The sequence below is a fragment of the Pseudoduganella sp. GW821-FHT05F09 genome, from assembly GCF_059419605.1.
Genome location: NZ_JBWKSD010000001.1, coordinates 63,034 through 85,965 on the forward strand (window position 1 = coordinate 63,034; position 22,932 = coordinate 85,965).

Here is a 22,932-nt window from a genome sequence, read left to right on the forward strand (position 1 = left end):
TATGAACACCACGATTACCGCCGCCGCGCCGCTCTGGCGCGAGCGCCTGCGCACGCTCGCGCCGGGCTTTCTCACCGCCGCCATGGTGGCCGCCGCCGCCAGCTTCCTGTCCGAACACTACGGCGCGCCGGTGATGCTGTTCGCGCTGCTGCTCGGCATCGCGCTGAACTTCCTGGCGGCCGAGGGCCAGTGCAAGCCCGGCATCGAATTCACCGCGCGCACCGTGCTGAGGGCCGGCGTGGCGCTGCTGGGCCTGCGCATCACGCTGGCGCAGATCGCCGCGCTGGGCTGGAAGCCGGTGGCGCTGGTGGTGGTGGTGGTGTGCGTCACCATCCTGCTGTCGGTGCTGGCGGCCAAGGTGCTGGGCTTTAATAAGCTGTTCGGCCTGCTGACCGGCGGCGCCACCGCCATCTGCGGCGCCTCGGCCGCGCTGGCGCTGGCGGCCTCGCTGCCGGCCCATCCGCAAAAGGAGAAGGCGGTGCTGTTCACCGTGATCGGCGTGTCCGCGCTGTCCACGGTGGCCATGATTTTGTACCCGATGATCTGCCAGCTGTTCGGCCTGACGCCGCTGCAGGCGGGCGTGTTCCTGGGCGGCACCATCCACGACGTGGCCCAGGTGGTCGGCGCCGGCTACAGCATGTCGCGCGAAACCGGCGACGCGGCCACCGTGGTCAAGCTGATGCGGGTGGCCATGCTGGTGCCGGTCATCCTGTGCGCGGCGCTGGTGGCGCGCGCCCAGGGCGCCAAGGACGGCAGCAGCGGCCCGCGTCCGCCGCTGCTACCCGGCTTCGCCGTGGCCTTCTTCGTGCTGGCCTGCGTCAACAGCACCGGCTGGATACCGCCCGCCATGCAGCAGCTGGGCAACGACTTGTCGCGCTGGTCGCTGGTGATCGCCATCAGCGCGCTGGGCATGAAGACCCAGCTCAAGGAACTGGCCAGCGTCGGCCTCAAGCCGGTGCTGCTGATGGTGGGCGAGACGGTGTTCCTGGCCGTGCTGGTGATGGTGCTGCTGCGCTGGGGAATGTAGAAGAGCTTACTGCGGCGGCTGCAATGGCTTGCCGTGCACGGCGCGCCAGTTGGCGGGCGTGTCGCCGAACTGGGTGGCGAACCAGCGGCTGAAGCTGCTCGCCAGCGAGTAGCCCAGCAGGTCGCCGATGCGCGCCAGCGAGTAGCTGGGATTGTTCATATAGCGCTGCACCAGGTCGCGCCGCACGCCGTTGATCAGGTCACTGAAATTCTCGCCGTCGTCCTCCAGCCTGCGCTGCAGCGTGCGCACATTCATGCCCAGCGCCTGGGCGATCTGCTCGATGGTGGCGCGGCCCATAGGCAGCAGCAGGTAGATCGCCTTGCGCACCTCGAACACCAGCGACGGCTCGTGCGCGCCCGGCAGCGTGTCGATAAAGCGCTGGGCGTAGCGCGCCATGGCCGGATCGGCCTTGGGATTGGGGGCGCTGAACGCTGCGGCCGGGCAGGCGATGCCGTTGAACTCGGCGCCGAAATGGATATCGCAACCGAACACGCGGCGGTGGACGCGCTGGTCTTCCGGCGCATCGTGCGTGAAATTGATGCTCAGTGGGCGCCAGGCCGGCCCCAGCAGGCTGGCGCACAGGCGCGCCATCACGCCCAAGGCCAGTTCGGTGGCCTGGCGGCACGGCGTGGGCGCGTCGGTCACCACTTCTTCCCGGATGATGACCAGGTCGCCGGCCTCCTCGATATAGATGGCCAGCGCGCGGTTCAGCAAGTGGCGGTACTGCACCGTGATCTGCAGCGCGTCGCGCAAGGTGGCCTGGTGGGTCAGCAGCAGGGCGACCGCGCCCAGGTCGGAGAACTGGCGCGATTCGGCCATGCGCAGGCCCAGGGTCTGGCAGCCGCTGCTGGCGGCCGAGTTTTCCAGCAATTGCACCGCGCCGAGCACGGGGATGGACTGGTCGGGGTCCTGCAGCATAGTCCTGGTCAGCCCCACCGCCGACAGTTCGGCCTGGGCGTTGATGCCCAGGTGCTGGGCAATTTCCAGATAGTTGGTTAGCACGGCTGCGCGAACTAGTGTTCCCATTGCGATTGATTCCTCCTTGATAGGCAGCGGCGGCCGCATGCATGGCTACTTGCAGTAGCCATGATACCGTATGGCGCGGCCCGAAATGTTGCGCGGTTTTGTCTTTTCATGACAGCGGCGAACCGGTTCACGACATCGGCCGCAGCGCTGCGCCCAGCCTTTCCATTGCCGGAACGGACGGTTTTTGTATCACAATATGTCTGCCATGCGCCCGGACACAGAGCGAGCGCCTTCCGACATGCGCCGGATACAGCTGCGCGGTGTAATGGCGGCTATCGACAATCACTATAGCGAGGCATGCAGATGAAACGGATCTCTTTGGCGCTGGCCGGCGGCGTGGCGGCCGTCCTGATGGCGGTGGCGGCAATCGGCATGGCCACGGCGGCGACGGCGCCCGCCGGGCCGCTCAGCGGCAAGCTGCCGGTGGAAGGCACTGCGCCCGGCTTTGACGGCGCGGTCACCTGGCTCAATTCCGCGCCGCTGACGAACAAACAGCTGCGCGGCAAAGTGGTGCTGGTGGACTTCTGGACTTATTCCTGCATCAACTGCATCCGCACCGTGCCCTATGTGCGCGCCTGGGCAAGCAAATACAAGGACCAGGGCCTGGCCGTGGTCGGCGTGCACACGCCCGAGTTCAAGTTCGAGCAGGACCTGACGAATGTGAACGCCGCCGTGGGCCGCTTCCAGATCGACTTCCCCATCGCGGTGGACAGCAAGCAGAGCATCTGGCAGGCCTGGGGCAACCGCTACTGGCCGGCCTACTACCTGGTGGACGCCAACGGCAAGATCCGCTACAAGCAGTTCGGCGAAGGCAGTTACGACAAGATGGAGCGCGCCATCCAGTCGCTGCTGGCCGAGGCCAGCGGCAAGCCGGCGGTCGACAGCGGCCTGGTGGACCCGCCCACGCCGGCCGAGCAGATGCAGCCGGACCTGGACCACATCGGCTCCGGCGAAGCCTACATCGGCTACCGCCAGGCGGAGAACTTCCGCTCGCCGGAGCGGGTGCGCGAGGACCGCCCGCAGCAGTATTCGGTGGGCGCGCTGCAGCTCAACGAGTGGGGCCTGTCCGGCCAGTGGACGGTGGGCGCCGAGAGTGCGGTGGCGGGGCAGGCGGAGGCCGCCGTGGCGCACCGCTTCAGCGCGCGCGACCTGCACCTGGTGCTGGGCGCGGGCAAGCCGGGCGCCAGCGTGCGCATCAAGGTCACGCTGGACGGCCAGCCGCCGGGCGCGGACCACGGCGCCGACATCGACGCGGACGGCAACGGCGTGGTCAGCGCCACCCGCCTGTACCAGCTGGTGCGCCAGAGCGGCAAGGTGCGCCAGCGCCGCTTTGAAATCCGCTTCCTCGACAAGGGAGCGGAAGCCTACGCGTTCACTTTCGGCTGACCGGACAGGGCAGGCAAATATTCCCCCTTGCGCATGTTAGGCTGTGGCAGGATTTGTCCTGTCTACCAAGCAAGGAGTAATGAATGCGCCAGTTCCTGCACCTGAAATTCGTCATGGCCGCTTGCATGCTCGCCGCCGCGCTGCTGGGCAGCACGGCGGCCAGGTCCATGGCGCTGGCGACGGAGCGGCTGTACCTTTCAGGGACCGGACCCAAGGATGCTGTTCCCTGGGAGTTCATGGTGACAGGTGGCAGGCGGGCCAACGAGAACGCGCAGATTCCCGTACCTTCGGTATGGGAGCAGCACGGCTTCGGCACATACAATTACGGTGAAGACAAATCGCGTCACAGCGAGGAGCATGGGCACTACCGTGTGACATTCAAGCCGCCCGCCGCCTGGAAAGGGCGCCGTATCCGGCTCGTCTTCGACGGCGTGATGACCGATGCGACCGTGAAGGTCAATGGCGTGCAGGCCGGGCCGACCCATCAAGGCGCTTTTTATCGCTTCAAGTACGACATCACCGAGCTGGTGAAGGTAGCCGCAGACAACTTGCTGGAGGTCGATGTCGCCAAGGAATCGGCCAATCGCGCCACCAATATCGCCGAGCGCCATGCCGACTACTGGGTGTTCGGCGGGATTTTCCGCCCTGTCTGGCTGGAAGCGGCGCCGCTTGAATCGATCGAGCACGTCGCCATCGACGCCAGGGCCGACGGCCAGCTGGCCGTGCAGGTCGAGCTGGCGGCGCCCCAGACCGTCACACGGGTGGAAGGCCAGGTGACGACGCTCGATGGCAAGGTGGTGGGGACGCCTTTTTCCGTGCGCGTACCCGGCGGCGGCGGGAGTCCGGTGCACCTGGGTAGCCGGATAGCCGCACCCAAACTGTGGAACGCCGAGACCCCGAACCTGTATCTGCTGAAAGTCACGCTGTACCGTGGCGGGGAGGCGCTGCACACGGTCACGGAGCGCTTTGGGTTCCGCACGGTTGAAGTGCGGCCGGGCCTGGGCATCTATGTCAACGGCCAGCGCGTACTGCTGAAAGGCGTCAACCGCCACAGCTTCCGTCCACAGACGGGCCGGGCGCTCGACCCGCAGGACAATGTCGACGATGTGCGCCTGATCAAGTCGATGAATATGAATGCGGTGCGCCTGTCGCACTATTCGCCGGACCAGGCATTCCTGGAAGCGGCGGACGAGCTGGGCCTGTATGTGCTCGACGAGCTGAGCGGCTGGCAGCGCGCGCACGACACCGAGGTCGGGCGCAAGCTGGTCAGGGAGCTGGTCGAGCGCGACGTCAACCACCCCAGCGTCATCTTCTGGGACAACGGCAATGAAGGCGGCTGGAACCGCGCGCTGGACGGCGAGTTTGCCCGCTACGACCCGCAAGGGCGCAGCGTGCTGCATCCATGGGAACTGCACAGCGACGTCGATACCAAGCACTATTCCAGCTACCAGGACCTGGCCCGTCGCTTGGCCGGCCGGCACGTCGTGATGCCCACCGAAGTCCTGCACGCGCTCTACGATGGCGGCGGGGGCGCCGGGCTGGATGATTACTGGAAGGCCATCGCCGCCTCGCCGGTGGGGGGCGGCGCCTTTATCTGGTCCTTGATGGACGAAGGCATCGCGCGTACCGACCGGGGCGGCGCGCTGGACGTCTTCGGGACTTACGCGCCCGATGGGGTGCTCGGGCCGCGCGGCGAGAAAGAGGGCAGCTACCATACCATCCGCGAAATCTGGTCGCCCGTGCAGATCGCCGCACCGGACCTGGGACGCGGGTTCGACGGCCGTTTGCAGGTCAAGAACAATTACGGCTTCACATCGTTGGCGCAGGTGCGGTTCCGTTGGCAACTGCTGCGTTTCGCCGCGCCGGACGCCGATAGCACCGCCGCCACGGTGCTGCAAAGCGGCCATGTCGCAGGGCCGGCCATACCTGCGCATGGGAGCGGCCAATTGAAGCTGGCGCTGCCGAAGGATTTCGCGGCGGCGTTAAGCCGGGCCGACGCGCTGGTCTTGGATGCCAGCGGTCCGTCCGGCGAGCCATTGTGGACGTGGACCTGGCCGGTGTCCGGCCCCACTTTGCCGGCAGCGTTGTTGCCGGCTGGCGGCGCCACACCGCGAGTGAGCAGCGGCGCGGAAGGCATCCGCCTTGGCGCCGGGGACGTCGTGGCGGCCTTCGATGCCGACACCGGCCTGCTGCGCGCTTACCAGCGCGGGCAGCAGGCGGCGCCGCTCACTGCCGGGCCGCGCCTGGTGTATGCCAAAGCATCCAAGCTGCCGGTGGTTGACTTGTCGGGAATAAAGCCGGCCGGCGACGTGGCGGACTTGCCCTGGACCGCGCTGGCGCCGGCGCCGCAAGCCCAGTTTCTGGCGACGCCGCAGATGGCCAATGTCGCGCGTATCGCACTCGATTTCCTGAAGACCGACACCTACGTCAAGTTCAAGCTGGAGGTCAGCGCCGACGGCCAGAGCTGGCATACGCTGTTCGACGCCGCCCGCCGCAGCAGCGACGGCGACCGCTACAGCTTCCCGCCGCAATTGGTGAAGGGGATACGCGTGTCCCAGCCGGTCAGCGAGGCGGGGCGTCTGATTCCGCTGCGGACGATCGCGCTGGGCTATGAAGCCGAACGCTTTCCGCCGCCCCCACAGCCAGCGCGCATTACCACCGGCTCGGACGGGGAACAAGCCTGGTTCGAAGCGGACGGCGCCGGCGGTCTACAGCACGTGCGCTGGACGCTGCGCCGCGACGGCGCCCTGAAGCTGGAGTATCGCTACGATTTAAGCGGAGACTATGTGTACCACGGCGTCACCTTCGACCAAACGCAGGAAGGGCTGCGGTCGATGAAGCGGCTGGCCGACGGCCCGTCGCGGGTCTGGCAAAATCGCTTGCGCGGGACGGGGCTGATGGTCAGCGAGACGCCGTATCGCGCCGGCGGCCCGGTATCATCCGGCGATGCGGAGTTCCAGGGTTATTTCGGCAACTTGCGCTGGGTACGCTTCGACTCCAGCGGCGGCCCGCTATTGGTGAACAATGGCAGCCCCGGTCTTTTTCTGCGGGTAGGCACGCCGCAGTTGGGCCACATCCACACCTCGATGGACTTCCCGCCCGGCGACCTGTCCTTCCTGGCCGCGATTCCGGCGATGGGCTCGAAGATGATTGCGGTTGGCTCGACGGGACCGTCGAGCCAAGCCGCGAAAGCAGCAGGCACTTATCAAGGGACACTGCTGTTCAGCCTGCCTTGACCCGGCAGCTCGCGCGGCGCGCCGTCCTGGTCCGGCTGCGGCGCGCCGTCGTCGTGGTGGAAGGGCGCCTTCCAGCACACGATGAAGGAAGGTATCGTAGCCACCATTACGAAGATAAAGTAAGGCACGTAGCCCATCATCTGCTGCAGGTGGCCGCTGATCACGCCGGTGACCATGCCGCACAGGCCCATCAGGCCGGTGCCGAAGGCGTAGTGGGTGGTGGCGTATTTGCCGGGGGCGAGCTGCTGCATCAGGTAGATCATGAAGCCCACCGCGCCGAAGCCGAAGAAGAACTTCTCGATCACCACGCCGGCGCTGATGGCCAGCAGGCTGTCGGGCTGGTAGATGCTCATCACCAGGAAGGTGGCGTTGGGGATGTTGATGGCGCAGCACAGCGTGAACAGCGTGGACTTGAGGCCGCGGCGCGCCACGAACCAGCCGCCCAGCAGGGAGCCGAGCAGCACGGCCGCCAGGCCGTAGGTGCCGTAGATGATGCCCAGCTGCTCGTTCGACAGGCCCAGGCCGCCCTTGGCCACCGGGTCCACCATGAAGAAGGGGCCGATCTTTTCCAGGAAGCCCACGCTCAGGCGGAACAGGAAGGCGAAGGCGATCATCAGCCACACGCCGGGCTTGGCGAACAGGGTGCGGAAGGCGTCGACCAGGATGCGGCGCGCTTCGGCGGCGGAGGAGGGCGTGTCCGGCGCGCGGGCGCCGTCCGGCATCACGCGCACATGCCAGGCCATCATCACCACCGTCAGCACGGCGACGATGATGAAGATGACGCGCCAGGCGTCCATCCACTCAGGGCCGAAGGTCTTGGGGTCATGGCCGAACACGTCGGCGTGCAGGCGGCCGGACAGGTAGACCAGGCCGCCCGAGGCCACGATGGGGCCGACGTTCCAGGACAGGCTCTGGATGCCGCAGTACAGCGACTGGCTGCGCGAGTCCAGCGAGGTGACGTAGACGCCGTCGCTGGCGATGTCCTGGGTGGCGCCGATAAAGGACATCAGCACGAACATGGCCACCAGCAGCGCCATCGCGCCCGGCATGGCCATGGCCAGCGCAATGGCGCCAAAGCCCAGGGCCAGCAGCAGCTGGGTGGCCAGCACGAAGAATTTCTTGGTGCGGTACATGTCCACGAAGGGCGCGAACAGCGGCTTGATGGTGTAGGCGAAGATCAGCATGCTCGAATAGCCGGCCGCCTGGCCGTTGTCCATGCCCAGGTTCTTGAACATGATGGAGCTCACGCTGGTCAGCATCACATAGGCCAGCGCCATGGTGAAATAGCCGGTGGGCACCCATAGCAGCGGCGAGGTTGATGGACGGTTTGGTGGCATTGCGGTCTCCGTTGCTGCTGTTTTGATGAATTATAGTCAGTCTTTGAAAACGTTTTCACATTTCATGAAAACGTTTTCATGATAACGACAGACTTTCTATAAAGTCAAACAAAACCTCACCAGAGGTGGTGCACGTGCGGGGCGATACGGGAATGGTAGATGGTGCGGATTTCCTGCATCACGTCGGCCGGCAGGGCTGCGGAGTTGCTGGAGGCGCTGGCGGCGCTGTTGGCCTGGGCCTGGGCGCCGTTCTTCGCGCCGGGGATGACGGTGCTGACCGCGCCTTCCATCAGTATCCATTTCAGCGCGAACTGGCTCATGGTGGTACCGGCAGGCAGCAGCTTGCGGATGTCCTCCACCACCTCCAGCGCCAGGCCGTAGGGCACGCCGGAGAAGGTCTCGCCCTTGTCGAAGGCTTCGCCGTTGCGGTTGAAGGCGCGGTGGTCGTCCGCCGCGAACAGCGTAGCGCGGTTCATCTTGCCGGTCAGCAGTCCGGAAGCCAGCGGCACGCGGGCAATCACGCCCACGCCGCGTTTGGCCGCCTCGGCGAAGAACAGGCCGGCCGGGCGCTGGCGGAACATATTGAAGATGATCTGCACCGTGGCCACGTTGGGGTACTCCATCGCCTTCAGGCCTTCCTCCACCTTCTCGACCGACACGCCGTAGCTGCGCAGCTTGCCCGCCGCGACCAGGTCGTCCAGCACGCCGAACACCTCCGGACGGTAATACACCTCGGTGGGCGGGCAGTGCAGCTGCAGCAGGTCCAGCGCGTCCGTGTCCAGGTTGGCCAGCGAGCGCTCCACGAAGGCGGTCAGGTTCGCGCGGTTGTAGCCGTCGGCGGTATGCGGCGACAGGCGGCGGCCGGCCTTGGTGGCCACCATGGGGCGCGGGCCGCCGCGTTCCTTCAGCACCTCGGCGATGATGCGCTCCGAGCGGCCGTCGCCATACACGTCCGCCGTGTCGATAAAGGTGGTGCCCGCGTCCAGCGAGGCGTGCAGCGCCTGTTTCGCGTCCGCCACGGACACGTCGCCCCAGGCGCCGCCGATGGCCCAAGCGCCAAAGCCGATTTCCGATACTTCTTTCCCCGTCTTGCCCAACACGCGATGTTTCATTGCTTGTATCCCTGGTGGTGTAAAGCCCAGTTATATCCCGGATCGCCGTTGGCGTGATACGATTTTGGATTAGCTGGCTTCATTGCAGCGATGAAGGAGATTCATCCATGTCCACCCTGGACCGTGTCGACCTCGCGGACCTGCGGGTCTTCCTCGCCATTACGCGCACGCGCAGCTTCAAGGCGGCCGCCATCCAGCTCGGGCTCACGCCGTCCGCCGCCAGCCACGCCATGCGCAGGCTGGAGGAGCGGCTGGCCACCAAGCTGCTCAACCGCTCCAGCCGCGCAGTCTCGCCGACCAATCTGGGGCAGGAGCTGGCGCAGCGGCTGGAGGAAGGCTTCGACCGCATAGGGCAGGCGCTGGCCGAGCTGGACGCGCCGGGCGCCGGCCGATTCGGCGAGCTGCGCATCAACGTCTTCGCCGACGCGGCCCACGTGCTGATACAGCCCGCCATCCCCGAATTCGCCAGGCAGTGCCCGGACGTGCGGCTCACCGTGGTGGTGGAGGACAGGCCGATCGACATCGTGGCCGAAGGCTACGACGCGGGCATACGCTACGGCCACTACGTGCCGGAGGACATGGTGGCCGTGCCGCTGAGCCGGCCACAGCGCTGGATCGTGGCCGGCGCGCCTGCCTACCTGCAAGCGCGCGGCCAGCCCGCGCATCCGGACGACCTGGCGGGCCACACCTGCTTGCAGCTGCTGCTGGGCGACAAATCGAGCTACCGCTGGGAGCTGGGGCGGGGCAGGGCGCGGCGGCATGTCCGCGTGCCCGGCCTGATCACGATAGGCGACACCGCCAGCACCATCGCCGCAGCCAAGGCCGGCGTAGGCCTGGCCTATGTGCTGGAAGCGCGGGTGCGGGAAGAACTGGAGCAGGGCAGCCTGCAGCTGGTGCTGGCCGGCTACGCCGCCAGCAGCGAGCCCTTCCACATGTACTACAGCAGCCGCCGCCACAACCACCCCGCCTTGCGCACGCTGATCAACATCATCCGTTCCCAGCAGTCGCTGGCGAAATTGCGTTAACCAACCCGGGGTCAGTTCTACCATCACGTCATGCTTTCAGGCATGACGTGATGGTAGAACTGACCCCGGGTGAGTGCATTAGCTGGCGCGGCCGCTGGTGTCGAACGGGGCGGGGCGCCAGGGGTCGCCGGTGCGCTCGAGCCAGGGCTGCAGCTCGCGCTCGACCAGGTCCTGCACCAGCGCCATGTTGGCGGGGGCGATGTTGTTGAGCTGGTGCGGGTCGGCCTTGCGGTCGAACAGCACGTATTGCAGCGGCTTTTTGTCCCGGCGCTCTACGGACAGCGTGTATTGCGCGGTGCGCACGCCGCGCTTGCCGAAGGCGTTGGCGCCGTAGGGCATGTACATGTAGAGCTGCGATGCCGGTCCGTCGCCTTTGCCGGTGCGCATGCGCCGGGACAGGTCGCTGCCTTCCACCGTGGCGGGTATCTTGCCCTCCAGTCCGAGCAGGCCCAGCATGGTGGGATACAGGTCCGGCAGCGACATCAGCATGTCGTCCATGCCGGCCTGCACCACGCCGGGCAGGCGCAGCATCATCGGGATGCGCATCGATTCTTCGTAGTAGTTGTTCTTGCTGACCTCGCCATGCGCGCCCAGGCAGCAGCCGTGGTCGGAGAAGAACACCACCAGGGTGTTGTCGCGCAGACCGCACTCGTCCAGCGTTTGCAGGATGCGGCCGAACTGTTCGTCCACGCCGCTGACCATGGCGAAGTAGGCCTGCGCGTGCTGCGGGCCCGCTCCCGCCGCGTAGGCCTTGTCCCAGTTCACCGCCGGGCTGCGGTTCAGCTCCCTGGCGCTCTGGCCCGCGTACATGTCCAGGTAGCGCTGCGGCACCTGGTCGTAGGGGCTGTGCGGCGGGTTCATCGAGACCACCAGCGCGAAGGGCTTGGCGGGATCGCGCAGCTTGCCGCCTTCGTTTTTCAGGTAGCCGATGGCCTTGTCGGCTTCGTGTTCGGGACCCCACTGGCGGATGTGCAGCGGCGTGTCGCGCGTGCTTTCGCTGCTCCAGTACATGGGCGTCAGGTGGCGGTCGTAGGTGCCGTAGGAGTACCAGTAATCAAAGCCGTGGCGGCGCTCCGGGGGCGTCCATTCGTTCCATTTCATGCCGTGGGGCGGGTTGTTGTAGCTGTCGACGTAGGGCGCGTGCGGCGCGTCCAGGTGCCATTTGCCGATGTAGCCGGTGGCATAGCCCTCGGCTTTGAGGATGTCGGACCAGCACAGCGCATGCCGCGACAGGTCGATGCCGACCAGGGCGCCGTAGTCGTGGCAGTTGCCCGTCATGCCGTTGCGGATGGCGTATTGGCCCGTCATCAGCATGCCGCGCGCGGGCGTGCACAGCGGGTAGTTGGACACGGCTTCGCGCAGCACGCGCGCCTCGCGGGCGAAGCGGTCGATATTGGGGGTGAGCACGGGATCGGCCTGCATGAATTGCTGCGCTTGCGCCCGCATTTCGTCCGGGAAAACCAGCAGCAGGTTGGGCGGCCGGCCCTTGCCCGGCTTGCGCGGCTTGCCCGGTGCGGCGGGCTGGGCTGGCGCTGCCAGCATGGCGCCGCCGGCGGCGGCCAGCTGTTTGATGAAGTCGCGGCGTTTTGCGGTCATGCTGGTGTCCTTTGAAAAGTTGGGCGCAAGGGCGTGAGTTAACGTTATCACTTTGCCGATCGCGTTGCAACTGCGGTTTGTTGTGGCCGGCAAACGGCGCGCGGGTTTTTCGATTGCGCCTGTACGTATTTGGGTGATAACGTTAACTTATAAAAATAATCCTGGTTGCGCACACATTGGAGAAACACATGAATCTCGCTTTCCGTCCGCGGCGCCCCGGCTTGCTGCTGGCCCTGCTGCTGCATGCCGGCCTGACCGCCGCCCCGGCCCGCGCCGACGTGTACGACGACCTGCGCACCAAGTGGCTTAACCGCGCCGCCAGTGCCCCGCCGCTGGCGGCCGACGATCCCGACGTGGCCATGCAGGCGGCCAACAGCAGCAGCGGCACAGAGCGCTACTGGACCACCTTGAACCAGGCGCCGGACCGCACTGCGCTGTGGCCGGATCTGCCGCTGGGCACGGTGTCGGCCAACATTACCGCCAGCGTGGCCCGCCTGAGCGCGCTCATGGCGGCCTACAAGTCTGCCAGCTCGCCTTACTACCAGAGCGCCGAGGTGCTGCAGGCCACGCTGGAGAGCCTGGACTGGCTGATCGAGCATGGCTATTCGGCCACCGGCACCGGCTACGACAACTGGTGGGACTGGCAGATAGGCACGCCGGCCAACCTGAACACCTTCATGCTGTCGAACTACAGCCTGCTGACGCCGGCGCGCATCGCGGCCTGCGTCGCCGCGATGGACCACTACACGCCCACGCCGGTCAAGCGCGCCAGCATGGATGGCACCATCGCCGCCAACGCCATCGAGGAGGTGTCCGCCAACCGGCTGGACAAGGCGCTGGGCGCGGTGCTGCGCGGCATAGTGGGCAAGGACAGCTCGAAGATCGCGGCCGGGCGCGACGCCATCCCCGCCGCGCTGGCCTATGTCGCCAAGGGCGACGGCTATTACGTCGACGGCAGCTTTATCCAGCACACCAACACGCCTTATGTGGGCGCCTATGGCACCGTGCTGCTGGCCGACATCACCAAGCTGTACTACCTGCTCAACGATACGCCCTGGTCCATCAGCTCGGACCCCAATTACCTCAATCCCTTTGACTGGGCGATGAACGCCTACCGCCCGTTCATCTTCGACGGCGCCATGATGGACAACCAGCGCGGCCGCAGCATCTCGCGCCAGGGCACGTCGGACCATCTGACCGGACGCTCCACCATCAACTCGCTGGCCGAGCTGGCGCAGGTCTTGCCGGAGCCGCAGGCCTTCCAGCTCAAGTCCGTGATCAAGGGCTGGGTTGAGCGCGACGGCAGTTTTGGCGACAGCTATTTCACGCCGTGGTCCGGCGCTGGCGTGCCGGTGTTCGACATCGCGCTGATCAAAGCCATCCTGAATGACGCCAGCATTCCTTCCGCGCCGGAAGGGAATGAAACCCGCATCTTCGCGTCGGCGGACCGCGCCATATCCCGCCGCGACGGCTATGCCTTTGCCTTGTCCATGTTCTCCAAGCGCATCAGCGCTTTCGAGTTCGGCAACGGAGAGAACAAATTGGGCGTGTGGACCGGCATCGGCATGACGCAGCTCTATAACGCCGACCAGACCCAGTACACCTACAACTACTGGCCCACGGTCAATCTGCGCCGCCTGTCCGGCACCACGACCGACGGCAGCAACGCCACGCTGGTGGCGTGGAAGCACTACAGCAACCCCAAGAACGCCATCGGCGGCGCGGAACTGAACCGCGAGTTCGCCACCGCCGCCATGGAGTTCGCAATGACCAACGCGACGGCCAGCACCTTGTCGGGCAAGAAGGCGTGGTTCATGTTTGGCGACCGCATTGTGGCCGTCGGCACCGGCATCACCAGCACCGACGGCGTGCCGGTGGAGACCATCGTGGAGAACCGCTTGCTGAACGGCGCGGGCGACAATCAGCTGACCGTCAACGACGTGGCCAACGCGAAGCCGGCCACGCTGGCCTGGTCCGAAGCCATGCCCGCCACCCAATGGGCCCACCTGGCGGGCAATACGTCCTACGGCTCCGATATCGGCTATGTCTTCCCCGACCTGCCCGCCGTGAACGCGCTGAGGGAAAGCCGCAGCGGCACGTGGCGCGCCATCAACGACGACGGCGGCACGGCCACGGTCAGCAACAACTTCCTGAGCCTGGCGCTGAACCACGGCGTCAATCCCACCAACGCGGTGTACACCTACATCCTGCTGCCCAACCGCAGCGCCGAGGAGACGGCCGCCTTTGCCGCCGCCAATCCCATCAGCGTGATCGAGCGCTCCACCACCGCCACGGCGGTGCGGGACAATGCGCAGGGCGTGACGGGCGTGGTGTACTGGTTTGATTCGTCCAAGACCGTCAACGTGGCGGGCCAGCCGTATCTCACCAGCGACAAGCGCTCGGTGGTTACGCTGCGGCAGGTGGGGAGCGAGCTGGAACTGGCGGTGGCCGATCCCACCCAGCTCAATACCGGCCTGATTAACCTTGAGCTGAACCGCAGCGGCAACCTGGTGAGCAAGGACGACGCCATTTCCTTCCTCAATCCGGGCGCGGCCACCATCAAGCTTGCGGTCAGCGTCAACGGTTCGCTGGGCAAGTCCTTCAAGGCCAAGTTCGCGCTGACCAACAAGACCGCGCTGGCGCCTGCTGCGGATGCGTATCTGCGTGACGGCACCTACGCCAGCACCAACTATGGCGCCACGGCGAGCATGGTGGTCAAGCAGGAGACGGTGAGCTATACGCGCAAGGGGCTGCTGAAGTTTGACCTGTCCTCCATCAGCGGCACGGTCACCAGCGCCAAGCTGAAACTGACGCCGACCTCGGTGGGCATGGCTGGCGTGACGCACAATCTTTACCAGACCGCCACAGACAATTGGACCGAGGGCGCGGTGACCTGGAACACCATGCCGGCCAGCGGCGGCTTGCTGGGAAGCTGGGAAGTGCCGGCGGCGAATACGCCGGTCGAGATTGATGTGACGGCGGCGGCCAGCGGCGTGATGGGCGGCGGCAAGGTCTTGTCGCTGAAGGTGGAGGGCGCCGCCAATTACGGCAGCGCCTCGTCGGTGGAGTATGGAACAAAGGAGAACGGTAACGCGAATTACCGTCCCACGCTCGTTATAACTTACCAGTAACAGTACAGCCGCAATTCACGAGCAACCTTTTGCCCGTTCCGGCGTTTCGCCGGGACGGGTTTTTTTTGGCCGCATCGCGAGCAAGGCCACCATCCCCGCACCCATCAGCAGCAGCGATGCCGGCTCCGGCACGGTCACCGCGTCCAGATAATTAATGGTCAGGACCATGTTGGCGCGGTCCGCCGCGTAGGCGCCGTTGTTGGCCACCGTCCATTGCGCCACGGTGGAGCCGCGCAGGTGCATGCCGAACCAGCTGTCGTGCGCGGCCAGGCTGGCCGCCAGCAGGGAGGTGACGTCGAAGTAGCTGGCCGCGCGTCCCGCCAGCGTGGATACCACCGAGCCGTAGTTGGCGCCGGGGGCATTCCAGCTGTAGGCAAGGTTGCCTGCGTTGGCGTCGGCGTCGAAGCCCACCAGCGTGCCGTTCTGCGACGTGGTCTCGCCCTCCTTGAGTTCAAACGACAGCACGGCGCTGGATATGGCCTTGCCCGCCAGCGCACCGATGTCGACCTGCATAATGGTGCGGCTCAAATTGCTGCGCTCCACGCCCAGTATGTGGCCCCAGGCGTTGCTGTACATGCCCAGGTAGCCGGTGCCCGCGTAGGTGCTGGCGGTATTGCTGTTCCTGAGCGCGGCGAAGGTGCCGATGTCGTTGAGCGAAATCGTCATCACGCTGGCGTGGACCTGCGTTGCGGCCAGCAGTGGAATCAGGGCGAACAGTTTTTTCATGATGCGTCTCCGGTGGGGTAGGTGGCAACGTGTTCCGTCCGCGCGGCTTTTGCTCCGGCGCGGCCTTCGAAATAGCGTCCGATTTCCTCCAGCGTCTTGCCGCGCGTTTCAGGCAGCAGGAAGGCGGCGGCCAGGAAGTACACCACCGTGCAGCCGGCCCAGGCGAAGAACATGGGGGCGTAGCCGTGCTGACCCACGGTGGGCAGGAAGACGGCGGCGATCGAAGTCGATACCAGCTGGTTGAGCAGCAGCGCCACGCTCATGCCGTTGGAGCGGATGCGGTTCGGCATCAGCTCGGACAGCGCCAGCCACACGCACACGCCGGGACCGACCGCGAAGCTGGACACAAACGCCAGCAGGCAGGCCAGCAGCAGCCAGCCTTGCGCGGGCGTGGGCGGGGCGCCGAGGCGGGCGCGTTCGATCACCAGCGGCGCGCCTTGCGCCAGGCTCATGTCGGGGAAGGGATTCAGGTGCAGCGCGCGGAAGGCTGCGCCGAGCGCGCTGTCGCCTTCGATGCCGGCGGGCGGGGCGATGTTCAGCGCTTGGCCTGCGCGCAGCGTGCGCACTTGCGTCAGCGGGCCGTAGCTGTAGGCGATCTCCAACTGGTAGGCGTCGCTGCCTGCGAGAGCGCGCAGCGCGGGTGCGTCCAGCGCGAGCGCTTCGTTCCTCGCCAGCGGCGCCAGCGCGGCGCGCATATCGGCTTTGCCGTTGTCCATGGCGAGGAACAGGGCGCCGGCGGCGCACAGGGAGGCGATAATGCCGCCGCAGCCGAGCATCAGCAGGAAGCGGCGGCCCTTGCGGTCCACCAGCACCACGGCGGCCACGGTCACCAGAGCGTTGGCCAGTTTCAGCGCGACGTCGCCCCAGTTGGCTTGCGAACCCGCCAGGCCGCCTTGCTCGAGGATGTTGACGGAGTAGGCCAGCACCGAGTTCATGCCGGTGGCCTGGTTGCAGGCCAGGATCAGGCAGGCCAGCAGGAAGGGCAGCACAAAGCGGCGCTGCAGCAGGCTGCCCTGGTCGGCGGCCGGCGCAGTGGCTCCAACTCCGGTTCCAGCTCCGGCTCCAGCTCCGGCCCCGGCGGCGGTGTTGCCGGTGGCCGCGCTGATGGCGGCCAGTTCGGCGTCGGCGTCGTCGTGCGTGCGGGTGCGGCGCAGGGCGGCGAGGGCTTGCTCGCGGCGTCCGCGTCCCAGCAGCCAGCGCGGCGATTCGCTCAAGCCCAGCACGCCCGCGCAGAACAGCAGTCCCGGCGCCAGGCTAAGCCAGAAGATGCGGCGCCAGGCGGCGTCCTGCATGGCGGGCAGGCCGGCGGGATTGGTCTGCGCGACCGCTTCCACCTGCTGCGCCACGGCCAGGCCGATCAGCGCGGCCGCCACCAGGCCTATGGTGAGCAGCAGCTGGAACAGCGCCGTGCCGCGCCCGCGCACGGCGGCGGGCAGCGATTCGGCCAGGTAGAGCGGCACGATCACGCCGATCAGGCCGCCGCTGACGCCTTGCAGCAGGCGCCCCAGCAGCAGCGGCACGTAGCCGTCGGCCAGCGCGATCATGGGGATGCTGGCCGAGAACAGCAGGCCCGCCACCAGCATGCCGGCCTTGCGGCCGATGGCGTCGGCCAGCGCGCCTGCGGCCAGCGAGGACAGCACGGACCCCAGCAGCACTGCCGCCACCACAAAGCCGAGCTGCTGCGCCGACAGCTTCCACAGCTGCGCGGCGGACGATACCAGATAGGGCAGGGCGCCGGCGATGATGCCGACGTCTATGCCGTACAGCAGGCCGCCAAGGCCGGCCACGGCCAGCAGGTAGCGGGTTTGGCTTGCATGTTTTTCAGGCGGGGACGGGCGCATGGTGTTTTCCTTGTTGGAGGTCCAGGGGGCGTCCGTGCAGCAGCACGGAACGGAGTTGCAATTCGTCGTCGAGCACGACGATGTCGGCGCGCGCGCCGGGGGCGAGGCGGCCACGGTCCTGCATGCCGAGGTAGTCGGCGGGGAAGCGCGACACGCGGTCGCTGGCATCGGCCAGCGTCAGGCCGATGCCGACCAGGTTGCGCAGCGCCTGGTCCATGGTGAGCGCGCTGCCGGCCAGCGAGTCGCCGCTGGCCAGGCGCACGCAGCCCGCGCACTTCATCACGCGCTGGCTGCCCAGCATGTAGGCGCCGTCAGGCATGCCGGTGGCGGAAGTGGCGTCTGTCACCGCGTACAGGCGCGGGATGGCGCGCATGGCGGCGTGTATCGCGCCCGGCTTGGCATGGTGCAGGTCGGGGATGATTTCAGCGTACTCGCCGTGCGCCAGCGCTGCGCCGACGATGCCGGGTGCGTACTGGTTCAAGCCTGTCATGCCGTTGAACAGGTGGGTGAATCCGGCCAGGCCCGCTTCGAGCGCCGCCACGCCGTCTTCATACGTGCCTGCGCTGTGGCCGGCCTGCACGCGGATGCCCATGGCGCACAGCTCGGGGATGAGCTGCAGGTGGCCTTGCACTTCCGGCGCCAGCGTCAGCACGCGGATGGGCGCCAGCGCATGCCAGGCCTGCACTTGCTCCAGCGTGCCCTGCGTGACCAGCGGCGGCTGCGCGCCCAGGCGGCCGATGTTGAGGAAGGGTCCTTCAAGGTGCACGCCGGCGATGTGGGCCGTATCCGGGGCGGGGCTGGCCATGGCCGCGCCGGCGCCGCGCAGCGCGTGCGCTATCGCTTCGGGCGGGGCGGTCATGGTGGTGGCCAGCAGCGTGGTGGTGCCGTGGCGCGCGTGCAGCCGGGCCACGGTCTGCGCGGCGTCGCCGCCCTGCATGATGTCCACGCCGCCCGCGCCGTGCACGTGCAGGTCGATGAAGCCGGGCAGTATCCAGCGGTCGCCGCGCGCGGTGTGGTCGGCTTCGATGGCGACGATGTCGCGGCCGTGGTGCAGGCGGCCGTGTATCCAGCCGCCGGGGGTGAGGATGCGGCCTTCCAGCATATCAGCTGCCATGCTCGTCCTCCGCGACGATGACGGTGATGCCTTGCGCGGCCAGCTGCTCGCGCAGGGCGGGCGCCAGGCTGGCGTCGGTGACGATGGTGTCCACTTGCTTGAGCGTGCAAATGCGGTTCAGGCAGATGCGCCCGAATTTGGACGCGTCGGCCAGCACGATCACCTGGCGCGCGCAGGCCGTCATGCGGGCGTTCAGGCTGGCGTCGGCCGCGTCATGGGTGGACAGGCCGAAGGCGGTGTCGATGCCGTCCGCGCCCAGGAACAGCTTGTCGAATACATAGCCGTCCAGGCTGGCCTCGGCCTGCTTGCCTTGCAGCGACTGGGAGGCGTGGCGCAGCACGCCGCCGGAGACGATCAGGTCGATGTCGCTGGAGTGCGCCAGTTCGGAAGCGATGGGCAGGCTGTTGGTGAACACCGTCAGCGTGCCGCGCGAGGGCAGCAGGCGCGCCAGCTGCAAGGTGCTGCTGCCCGCGTCCAGTATGAGCTTGTCGCCGGGCGCAACCAGCGCCGCCGCGCGCGCGGCGATGCGCTGCTTGCGGTCGCGGTGCTGCAGGCGCTTTTCGGCCAGCGGCGCCTCGGGCGGGGCGGAATGCGCCAGGCGCGCGCCGCCGTGCTGGCGCAGCACCAGGCCGGCGTCCGCCAGCGCGCGCAGGTCCAGCCGTATCGTCACCGGCGTAACGCCCAGGCGCTGGGCCAGGCGCTGCACGCGCACGCTGTCTTGCTCGCGCAAGGCGCGCAGGATCTGCTGGCGCCTTTCCTCGCAGCCCGCCGTGGTGTTGCCGTGGTATTGCGGCGCGGCGCCGCTTGCGGGGGCGAAGTTCAGCATGGCGCTTGCGCCGCGTTGCGTTGGGCAGCGCGTGCATAGCGCGCCAGCACCAGTTCCACCTTGTGGCGCGCCAGGTCCGCCGCGCGCGCGGCCAGGCGGCCGGCGTTCACCAGTTCGGCCTGTTCCGGCAGGTATTGGCTGAGCAGGGGCAGCGGCAGCGGGCGCGCATCCAGATTGGCCTTCAGCGTGGCCAGCGCCTGCTGCACCGGCTCCGCAGGCCAGTAGTAGCGGCTGCGGTCGGACAGCGCGTAGCGGCGCAGCGTGGCTTGCTGGCTGGGCGTGCCCGGATAGTGCTTGTTCCAGTGGCCGGGCTGCTCCAGCATGCAGCGCTCCAGCACGGCCTTGAAGTGGGAACGCTGCTCGATGGGCAGCAGTTCGTCCTCGATGGTGGCCAGCGCGAACCACGCCTCGCGCAGCGCATGGGTGGCGGCCGGCCCCACCTTGAGGATGGCGAAATGGTCACGCACCAGCGCGTGCAGCGCGTCCTCGGACTGGTAGTCGGTGGAGTGGGCTTCGTACACCAGGCCGGGGTGGTCCTGGATGAAGGCGGATAGTTCCACCGCCTCGGCAGGGGCATAATGGCGCACGGTGCTGTGGTCGAAGTCCACGCCGGGCTGCACCACCAGCGCAATCACGCGCTGCCACGCCGCTTCCAGGCCGCGCTGCGCGAATGCAAGGCGGTGCGCCTCCAGCGTGGCCGCCGCCGCTTGCGGGCGCGTAACCTGGATGCCGCCTTCGAGCGATGCCTCGCCGCCCGGCACTGGCACTTCGGTGCCGACGACATAGACCGGTGGCGGCAGGCCGGCGCCGGCCGCTGCGCGTTCGGCTACTTCGGCCAGTTCGGCGGAACGCGCCGCCACCAGCTCGTCCGGCAGCGGGAAGGGGTCGCCCGCGCAGGCCATGCTGCAATCGAGGTGGATTTTTTCAAACCCGGCTTCGACGTAGGCCGCGATCAGCGCGCGCGCGTGCGACATGGCTTGGTCCGGCGGCAGGTGCTGCCAGGTGTTGGGGCCGAGGTGGTCGCCGCCCAGGATCAGGCGGTCCAGCGGGAAGGCCATGGCGCCGGCCAGTTCGCGCACGTAGGCGACAAAGTCCGCCGGGCGCATGCCGGTGTAGCCGCCGAACTGGTCGACCTGGTTGGAGGTCGATTCCACCAGCAGCGGGCCGCCGTGTTCCAGTGCGACGGCGATGGCGGCCTGCAGCACTTCGGCATTGCTGCAGCAGACGCTGGCGATGCCGGTGGCGGCGCCTGCGCGGTGTTCGTGGATCAGGTTTTGGAGTTGGGACATCAGTTTTCCTTTGCTATGAGGTTGGGCTGGCGCGCCAGCAGGGCCGCGCCGCGCGCGCCGCCGGCGTCGCCAAACACGGGCGGCAGGATGGGTGGCACGGCAAGGCCGGGCAGCAGGTGGGCGCTGGCCGCTTGCCCCAGTTCGGCATACAGGTGCGGCATGCGCGACAGGCCGCCGCCCAGCACGATGGCGTGCGGGTCATACGCCAGCACGATGCGGGCGATGGCCGCGCCCAGCAGATCCAGGTGCTGCGCCACCACGCGCTGCGCCACGGGGTTGCCTGCGCTGCGCTGCGCGAGCAGCGTTTCCGCGTCCGCACCCTCGCCGTCACCGCCAATGGCGTGCCGGTGCAGGCGGCGCATGCCGGTGCCGGACACGTAGCATTCAAGGCAGGCCTTGCTGCCGCAGGCGCAGTTCCAGACCGGCAGGCCGTAGCGCTGCAGCAGGTCCGGGCCTATGGGCCAGTGGCCCCATTCGCCGGCGATGCCGTTGCGGCCGCGCACCAGCTGGCCGTCCAGCACATAGCCCGCGCCTGCGCCGGTGCCGATGATGACGCCGAACATGCTGGCGTAGCCTTGCGCCGCGCCGCCATGCGCTTCCGACAGCGCGAAGCACTGGCAATCGTTGCCCATGGCGATGGGGCGGTCCAGCATGGCTTGCAGCACAGGCAGCAGCTGCCGTCCGGTCAGGCAGGGCACGTTGGCGCTGAGGTGCTTGCCGCTGGCCGCGTCGACGATGCCGGGCACGCCCAGGCCCACCGGCGCGCGCATGCCCAGCTCCTCGTCGGCGCCGCGCACCAGGGCGGCCAGCGCGTCCACGAAAGTGTCGTAGTCGCCGCCGGGCGTGGGCACGCGGCGGCGCAGGCGCACGTTCAGCTCCGCGTCGCACGCCACCAGTTCCATCTTGGTGCCGCCGATGTCGATGCCGTAGCTGTAGCCGGCAGCCGGGTGGTCAGATGGCGTCATGGGCATAAACCGTCACGCCTTGCACCACGCGGTTCACGGTGCCGTCGGGGAAAGGGTTGTCCGGGGTGAGGCCGAGGCGCACCGACTGGTGCAGCGCCAGCGTTTGCGCCAGCAGCACGTAGGCGGCGGCCAGCCAGGCGTCGGACAGGCCGGCCGGTGCGCCCAGCGCGGAGCCGTCGAGGGCGGCCACGTGGCCCGCCACCTGGTCGCGCCGCAGCTCGGCCAGCAGGTCGTGCTCGTACAGGCGGGCGTGGGCGTCCTGGCTGTGGAACAGCACCACCAGCGTGTCCCGGTTCAGCATGGATTTCGGGCCGTGGCGGAAGCCCAGCGGCGTGTTGGGCATGGCCAGCACCTGGCCTGCGGTCAGCTCCAGCACCTTGAGCGCCGCTTCCTGCGCCAGGCCTTCGAGCGCGGCGCCGCCCAGGTAGACGATGCGCGACAGCGGCAGGCTGCCAAGCCGGCTCCACTCGGGTGCGAGCGTGTCGAGCCAGCGGTCCGCCAGCACCGCCAGGGACTCGATGCGCTGTGCCGCCTGCGCCAGCGGCGCCGGTTCCAGCAGCGACAGCGCGGCCAGCAGCATGGTGGTGAAGCTGCTGGTCATGGCAAAGCTGCGGTCGCAGGTGGCCGGCGGCAGCAGCAGGGTGATGGTGTCGCTGCGGCCGTCACCGTCGCGCGCCAGCGCGCCTTCGGCGTTGCAGGTGATGTGCAGGAACAGCGCCCCCGGCGCCTTGGCGCGCACCAGGTCCACCACGGCCTGGCTTTCCGGGCTGTTGCCGCTGCGTGCGAACGATACCAGCAGCAGGGGCTTGTCTGCCGCCAGATACAGGGCGGGGTGGCTCAGCAGGCTGGTGGTGGCGACGGCACGCACCTGCGCCGGCCAGGCGCCGTTGAGGCCGTCCGCCGCCAGTTCACCGATAAAGGAAGAGGTGCCGGCGCCGGTCAGGATGGCCTGGGCCGCCGGATCGGCCAGCAGCGCGTGCAGGCGGGCGCGGTTTGCGGTGGAGATGGAGGCGCCGGCGGCTTCGCTTTGCGTTTCATTGGCGAGTGCGGCGGCCAGCTGGCGCCACACCGCAGGCTGCTGCGCAATCTCGCGCGCCGTGTGCTGTCCGCCCAGCGTTTCCCATTGTGCGCTGGCCAGGCCGTAGTCTTGTGTCATGTATTTCTCCTGTTCGATTGTGGAACTGATTGAATTGATGGTAACGTTAACCCATCGTTTTTTCCAGTTTCGCTTTCGGATTTGTTGTCCGAATGCGCAAACGAAGAAAGGAAGAGAAAAACGCTGGCTTTGCCGGAAA

Annotated in this window: 16 protein-coding genes and 1 pseudogene; 5 read left to right on the forward strand and 12 right to left on the reverse strand. The window is 67.6% G+C overall.

Annotated features, from left to right (window positions below; translation table 11 throughout):
* The first annotated feature begins 1 nt into the window (after position 1).
* The gene (locus tag AC07S4_RS00215; RefSeq protein ID WP_494984680.1) at positions 2-1,027 is read left to right on the forward strand and encodes a YeiH family protein; all 1,026 of its coding nucleotides are present in this window, start codon (positions 2-4) and stop codon (positions 1,025-1,027) included.
* Positions 1,028-1,033: 6 nt separating this feature from the next.
* Here the strand turns inward: AC07S4_RS00215 and AC07S4_RS00220 are convergent, their stop codons facing one another.
* Positions 1,034-1,423 (reverse strand): helix-turn-helix domain-containing protein, encoded by a 390-nt coding sequence (locus AC07S4_RS00220; protein ID WP_494985575.1) that lies wholly within the window; start codon positions 1,421-1,423, stop codon positions 1,034-1,036.
* Positions 1,424-1,456: 33 nt separating this feature from the next.
* Positions 1,457-2,092: pseudogene (locus tag AC07S4_RS00225) on the reverse strand (AraC family transcriptional regulator); the annotation flags it as partial.
* 264 nt (positions 2,093-2,356) lie between these two features.
* On the opposite strand from AC07S4_RS00225, the gene AC07S4_RS00230 reads away from it, so the two are divergent.
* Positions 2,357-3,439 (forward strand): thioredoxin family protein, encoded by a 1,083-nt coding sequence (locus AC07S4_RS00230; RefSeq protein WP_494984681.1) that lies wholly within the window; start codon positions 2,357-2,359, stop codon positions 3,437-3,439.
* Between the two features lie 83 nt (positions 3,440-3,522).
* Complete coding sequence (locus AC07S4_RS00235; protein ID WP_494984682.1) at positions 3,523-6,675, forward strand: glycoside hydrolase family 2 protein; 3,153 nt, start codon at positions 3,523-3,525, stop codon at positions 6,673-6,675.
* Here AC07S4_RS00235 and AC07S4_RS00240 read toward each other — a convergent pair.
* Both AC07S4_RS00240 and AC07S4_RS00245 read right to left on the reverse strand, forming a co-directional pair.
* On the reverse strand, positions 6,645-8,012 hold the full coding sequence (locus AC07S4_RS00240) for an MFS transporter (protein ID WP_494984683.1): 1,368 nt from the start codon (positions 8,010-8,012) through the stop codon (positions 6,645-6,647). The two genes, AC07S4_RS00235 and AC07S4_RS00240, sit on opposite strands and share 31 nt — an antisense overlap.
* Positions 8,013-8,128: 116 nt before the next feature.
* Positions 8,129-9,124 carry an aldo/keto reductase gene (locus AC07S4_RS00245; protein WP_494984684.1) on the reverse strand — a complete coding sequence of 332 codons (996 nt, stop codon included), beginning with the start codon at positions 9,122-9,124 and terminating at the stop codon, positions 8,129-8,131.
* Between the two features lie 107 nt (positions 9,125-9,231).
* On the opposite strand from AC07S4_RS00245, the gene AC07S4_RS00250 reads away from it, so the two are divergent.
* Positions 9,232-10,149, forward strand: a complete 918-nt coding sequence (locus AC07S4_RS00250; RefSeq protein ID WP_494984685.1) for a LysR substrate-binding domain-containing protein — start codon at positions 9,232-9,234, stop codon at positions 10,147-10,149.
* Between the two features lie 78 nt (positions 10,150-10,227).
* On the opposite strand, the gene AC07S4_RS00255 is transcribed toward AC07S4_RS00250, so the two are convergent.
* Positions 10,228-11,745, reverse strand: coding sequence for a sulfatase family protein (locus AC07S4_RS00255; RefSeq protein ID WP_494984686.1), 1,518 nt, complete (start codon positions 11,743-11,745; stop codon positions 10,228-10,230).
* Between the two features lie 188 nt (positions 11,746-11,933).
* Between AC07S4_RS00255 and AC07S4_RS00260 the strand changes: the two genes are divergently transcribed.
* Entirely contained in the window at positions 11,934-14,876 is a 2,943-nt protein-coding gene (locus AC07S4_RS00260) for a polysaccharide lyase family 8 super-sandwich domain-containing protein (protein ID WP_494984687.1), read from the forward strand.
* A 15-nt stretch (positions 14,877-14,891) separates the two neighbouring features.
* On the opposite strand, the gene AC07S4_RS00265 is transcribed toward AC07S4_RS00260, so the two are convergent.
* From AC07S4_RS00265 to AC07S4_RS00295, 7 genes are read right to left on the reverse strand one after another with little or no spacing between them, the layout of a single operon-like run.
* Complete coding sequence (locus AC07S4_RS00265) at positions 14,892-15,602, reverse strand: PEP-CTERM sorting domain-containing protein (protein ID WP_494984688.1); 711 nt, start codon at positions 15,600-15,602, stop codon at positions 14,892-14,894.
* The gene (locus AC07S4_RS00270; protein WP_494984689.1) at positions 15,599-17,443 is read right to left on the reverse strand and encodes an MFS transporter; all 1,845 of its coding nucleotides are present in this window, start codon (positions 17,441-17,443) and stop codon (positions 15,599-15,601) included. Before AC07S4_RS00270 ends, AC07S4_RS00265 begins: the two co-directional genes overlap by 4 nt.
* Entirely contained in the window at positions 17,424-18,545 is a 1,122-nt protein-coding gene (locus AC07S4_RS00275) for an N-acetylglucosamine-6-phosphate deacetylase (protein ID WP_494985576.1), read from the reverse strand. The genes AC07S4_RS00270 and AC07S4_RS00275 overlap by 20 nt, the downstream gene beginning before the upstream one ends.
* Before the next feature lies 1 nt (position 18,546).
* The gene (locus AC07S4_RS00280; RefSeq protein WP_494984690.1) at positions 18,547-19,383 is read right to left on the reverse strand and encodes a DeoR/GlpR family DNA-binding transcription regulator; all 837 of its coding nucleotides are present in this window, start codon (positions 19,381-19,383) and stop codon (positions 18,547-18,549) included.
* Positions 19,377-20,672 (reverse strand): D-tagatose-bisphosphate aldolase, class II, non-catalytic subunit, encoded by a 1,296-nt coding sequence (locus tag AC07S4_RS00285; RefSeq protein ID WP_494984691.1) that lies wholly within the window; start codon positions 20,670-20,672, stop codon positions 19,377-19,379. The genes AC07S4_RS00280 and AC07S4_RS00285 overlap by 7 nt, the downstream gene beginning before the upstream one ends.
* Positions 20,672-21,637, reverse strand: coding sequence for an ROK family protein (locus tag AC07S4_RS00290; RefSeq protein WP_494984692.1), 966 nt, complete (start codon positions 21,635-21,637; stop codon positions 20,672-20,674). Before AC07S4_RS00290 ends, AC07S4_RS00285 begins: the two co-directional genes overlap by 1 nt.
* On the reverse strand, positions 21,624-22,793 hold the full coding sequence (locus AC07S4_RS00295; RefSeq protein ID WP_494984693.1) for an SIS domain-containing protein: 1,170 nt from the start codon (positions 22,791-22,793) through the stop codon (positions 21,624-21,626). The genes AC07S4_RS00290 and AC07S4_RS00295 overlap by 14 nt, the downstream gene beginning before the upstream one ends.
* Positions 22,794-22,932 lie beyond the last annotated feature (139 nt).

Bases quoted from the DNA above. Each gene is read 5' to 3' on its own strand.
- AC07S4_RS00215 (WP_494984680.1), top strand. From the start codon at position 2: ATGAACACCACGATTACCGCCGCCGCGCCGCTCTGGCGCGAGCGCCTG.
- AC07S4_RS00220 (WP_494985575.1), bottom strand. From the start codon at position 1,423: ATGGCGCGCTACGCCCAGCGCTTTATCGACACGCTGCCGGGCGCGCAC.
- AC07S4_RS00230 (WP_494984681.1), top strand. From the start codon at position 2,357: ATGAAACGGATCTCTTTGGCGCTGGCCGGCGGCGTGGCGGCCGTCCTG.
- AC07S4_RS00235 (WP_494984682.1), top strand. From the start codon at position 3,523: ATGCGCCAGTTCCTGCACCTGAAATTCGTCATGGCCGCTTGCATGCTC.
- AC07S4_RS00240 (WP_494984683.1), bottom strand. From the start codon at position 8,012: ATGCCACCAAACCGTCCATCAACCTCGCCGCTGCTATGGGTGCCCACC.
- AC07S4_RS00245 (WP_494984684.1), bottom strand. From the start codon at position 9,124: ATGAAACATCGCGTGTTGGGCAAGACGGGGAAAGAAGTATCGGAAATC.
- AC07S4_RS00250 (WP_494984685.1), top strand. From the start codon at position 9,232: ATGTCCACCCTGGACCGTGTCGACCTCGCGGACCTGCGGGTCTTCCTC.
- AC07S4_RS00255 (WP_494984686.1), bottom strand. From the start codon at position 11,745: ATGACCGCAAAACGCCGCGACTTCATCAAACAGCTGGCCGCCGCCGGC.
- AC07S4_RS00260 (WP_494984687.1), top strand. From the start codon at position 11,934: ATGAATCTCGCTTTCCGTCCGCGGCGCCCCGGCTTGCTGCTGGCCCTG.
- AC07S4_RS00265 (WP_494984688.1), bottom strand. From the start codon at position 15,602: ATGAAAAAACTGTTCGCCCTGATTCCACTGCTGGCCGCAACGCAGGTC.
- AC07S4_RS00270 (WP_494984689.1), bottom strand. From the start codon at position 17,443: ATGCGCCCGTCCCCGCCTGAAAAACATGCAAGCCAAACCCGCTACCTG.
- AC07S4_RS00275 (WP_494985576.1), bottom strand. From the start codon at position 18,545: ATGCTGGAAGGCCGCATCCTCACCCCCGGCGGCTGGATACACGGCCGC.
- AC07S4_RS00280 (WP_494984690.1), bottom strand. From the start codon at position 19,383: ATGCTGAACTTCGCCCCCGCAAGCGGCGCCGCGCCGCAATACCACGGC.
- AC07S4_RS00285 (WP_494984691.1), bottom strand. From the start codon at position 20,672: ATGTCCCAACTCCAAAACCTGATCCACGAACACCGCGCAGGCGCCGCC.
- AC07S4_RS00290 (WP_494984692.1), bottom strand. From the start codon at position 21,637: ATGACGCCATCTGACCACCCGGCTGCCGGCTACAGCTACGGCATCGAC.
- AC07S4_RS00295 (WP_494984693.1), bottom strand. From the start codon at position 22,793: ATGACACAAGACTACGGCCTGGCCAGCGCACAATGGGAAACGCTGGGC.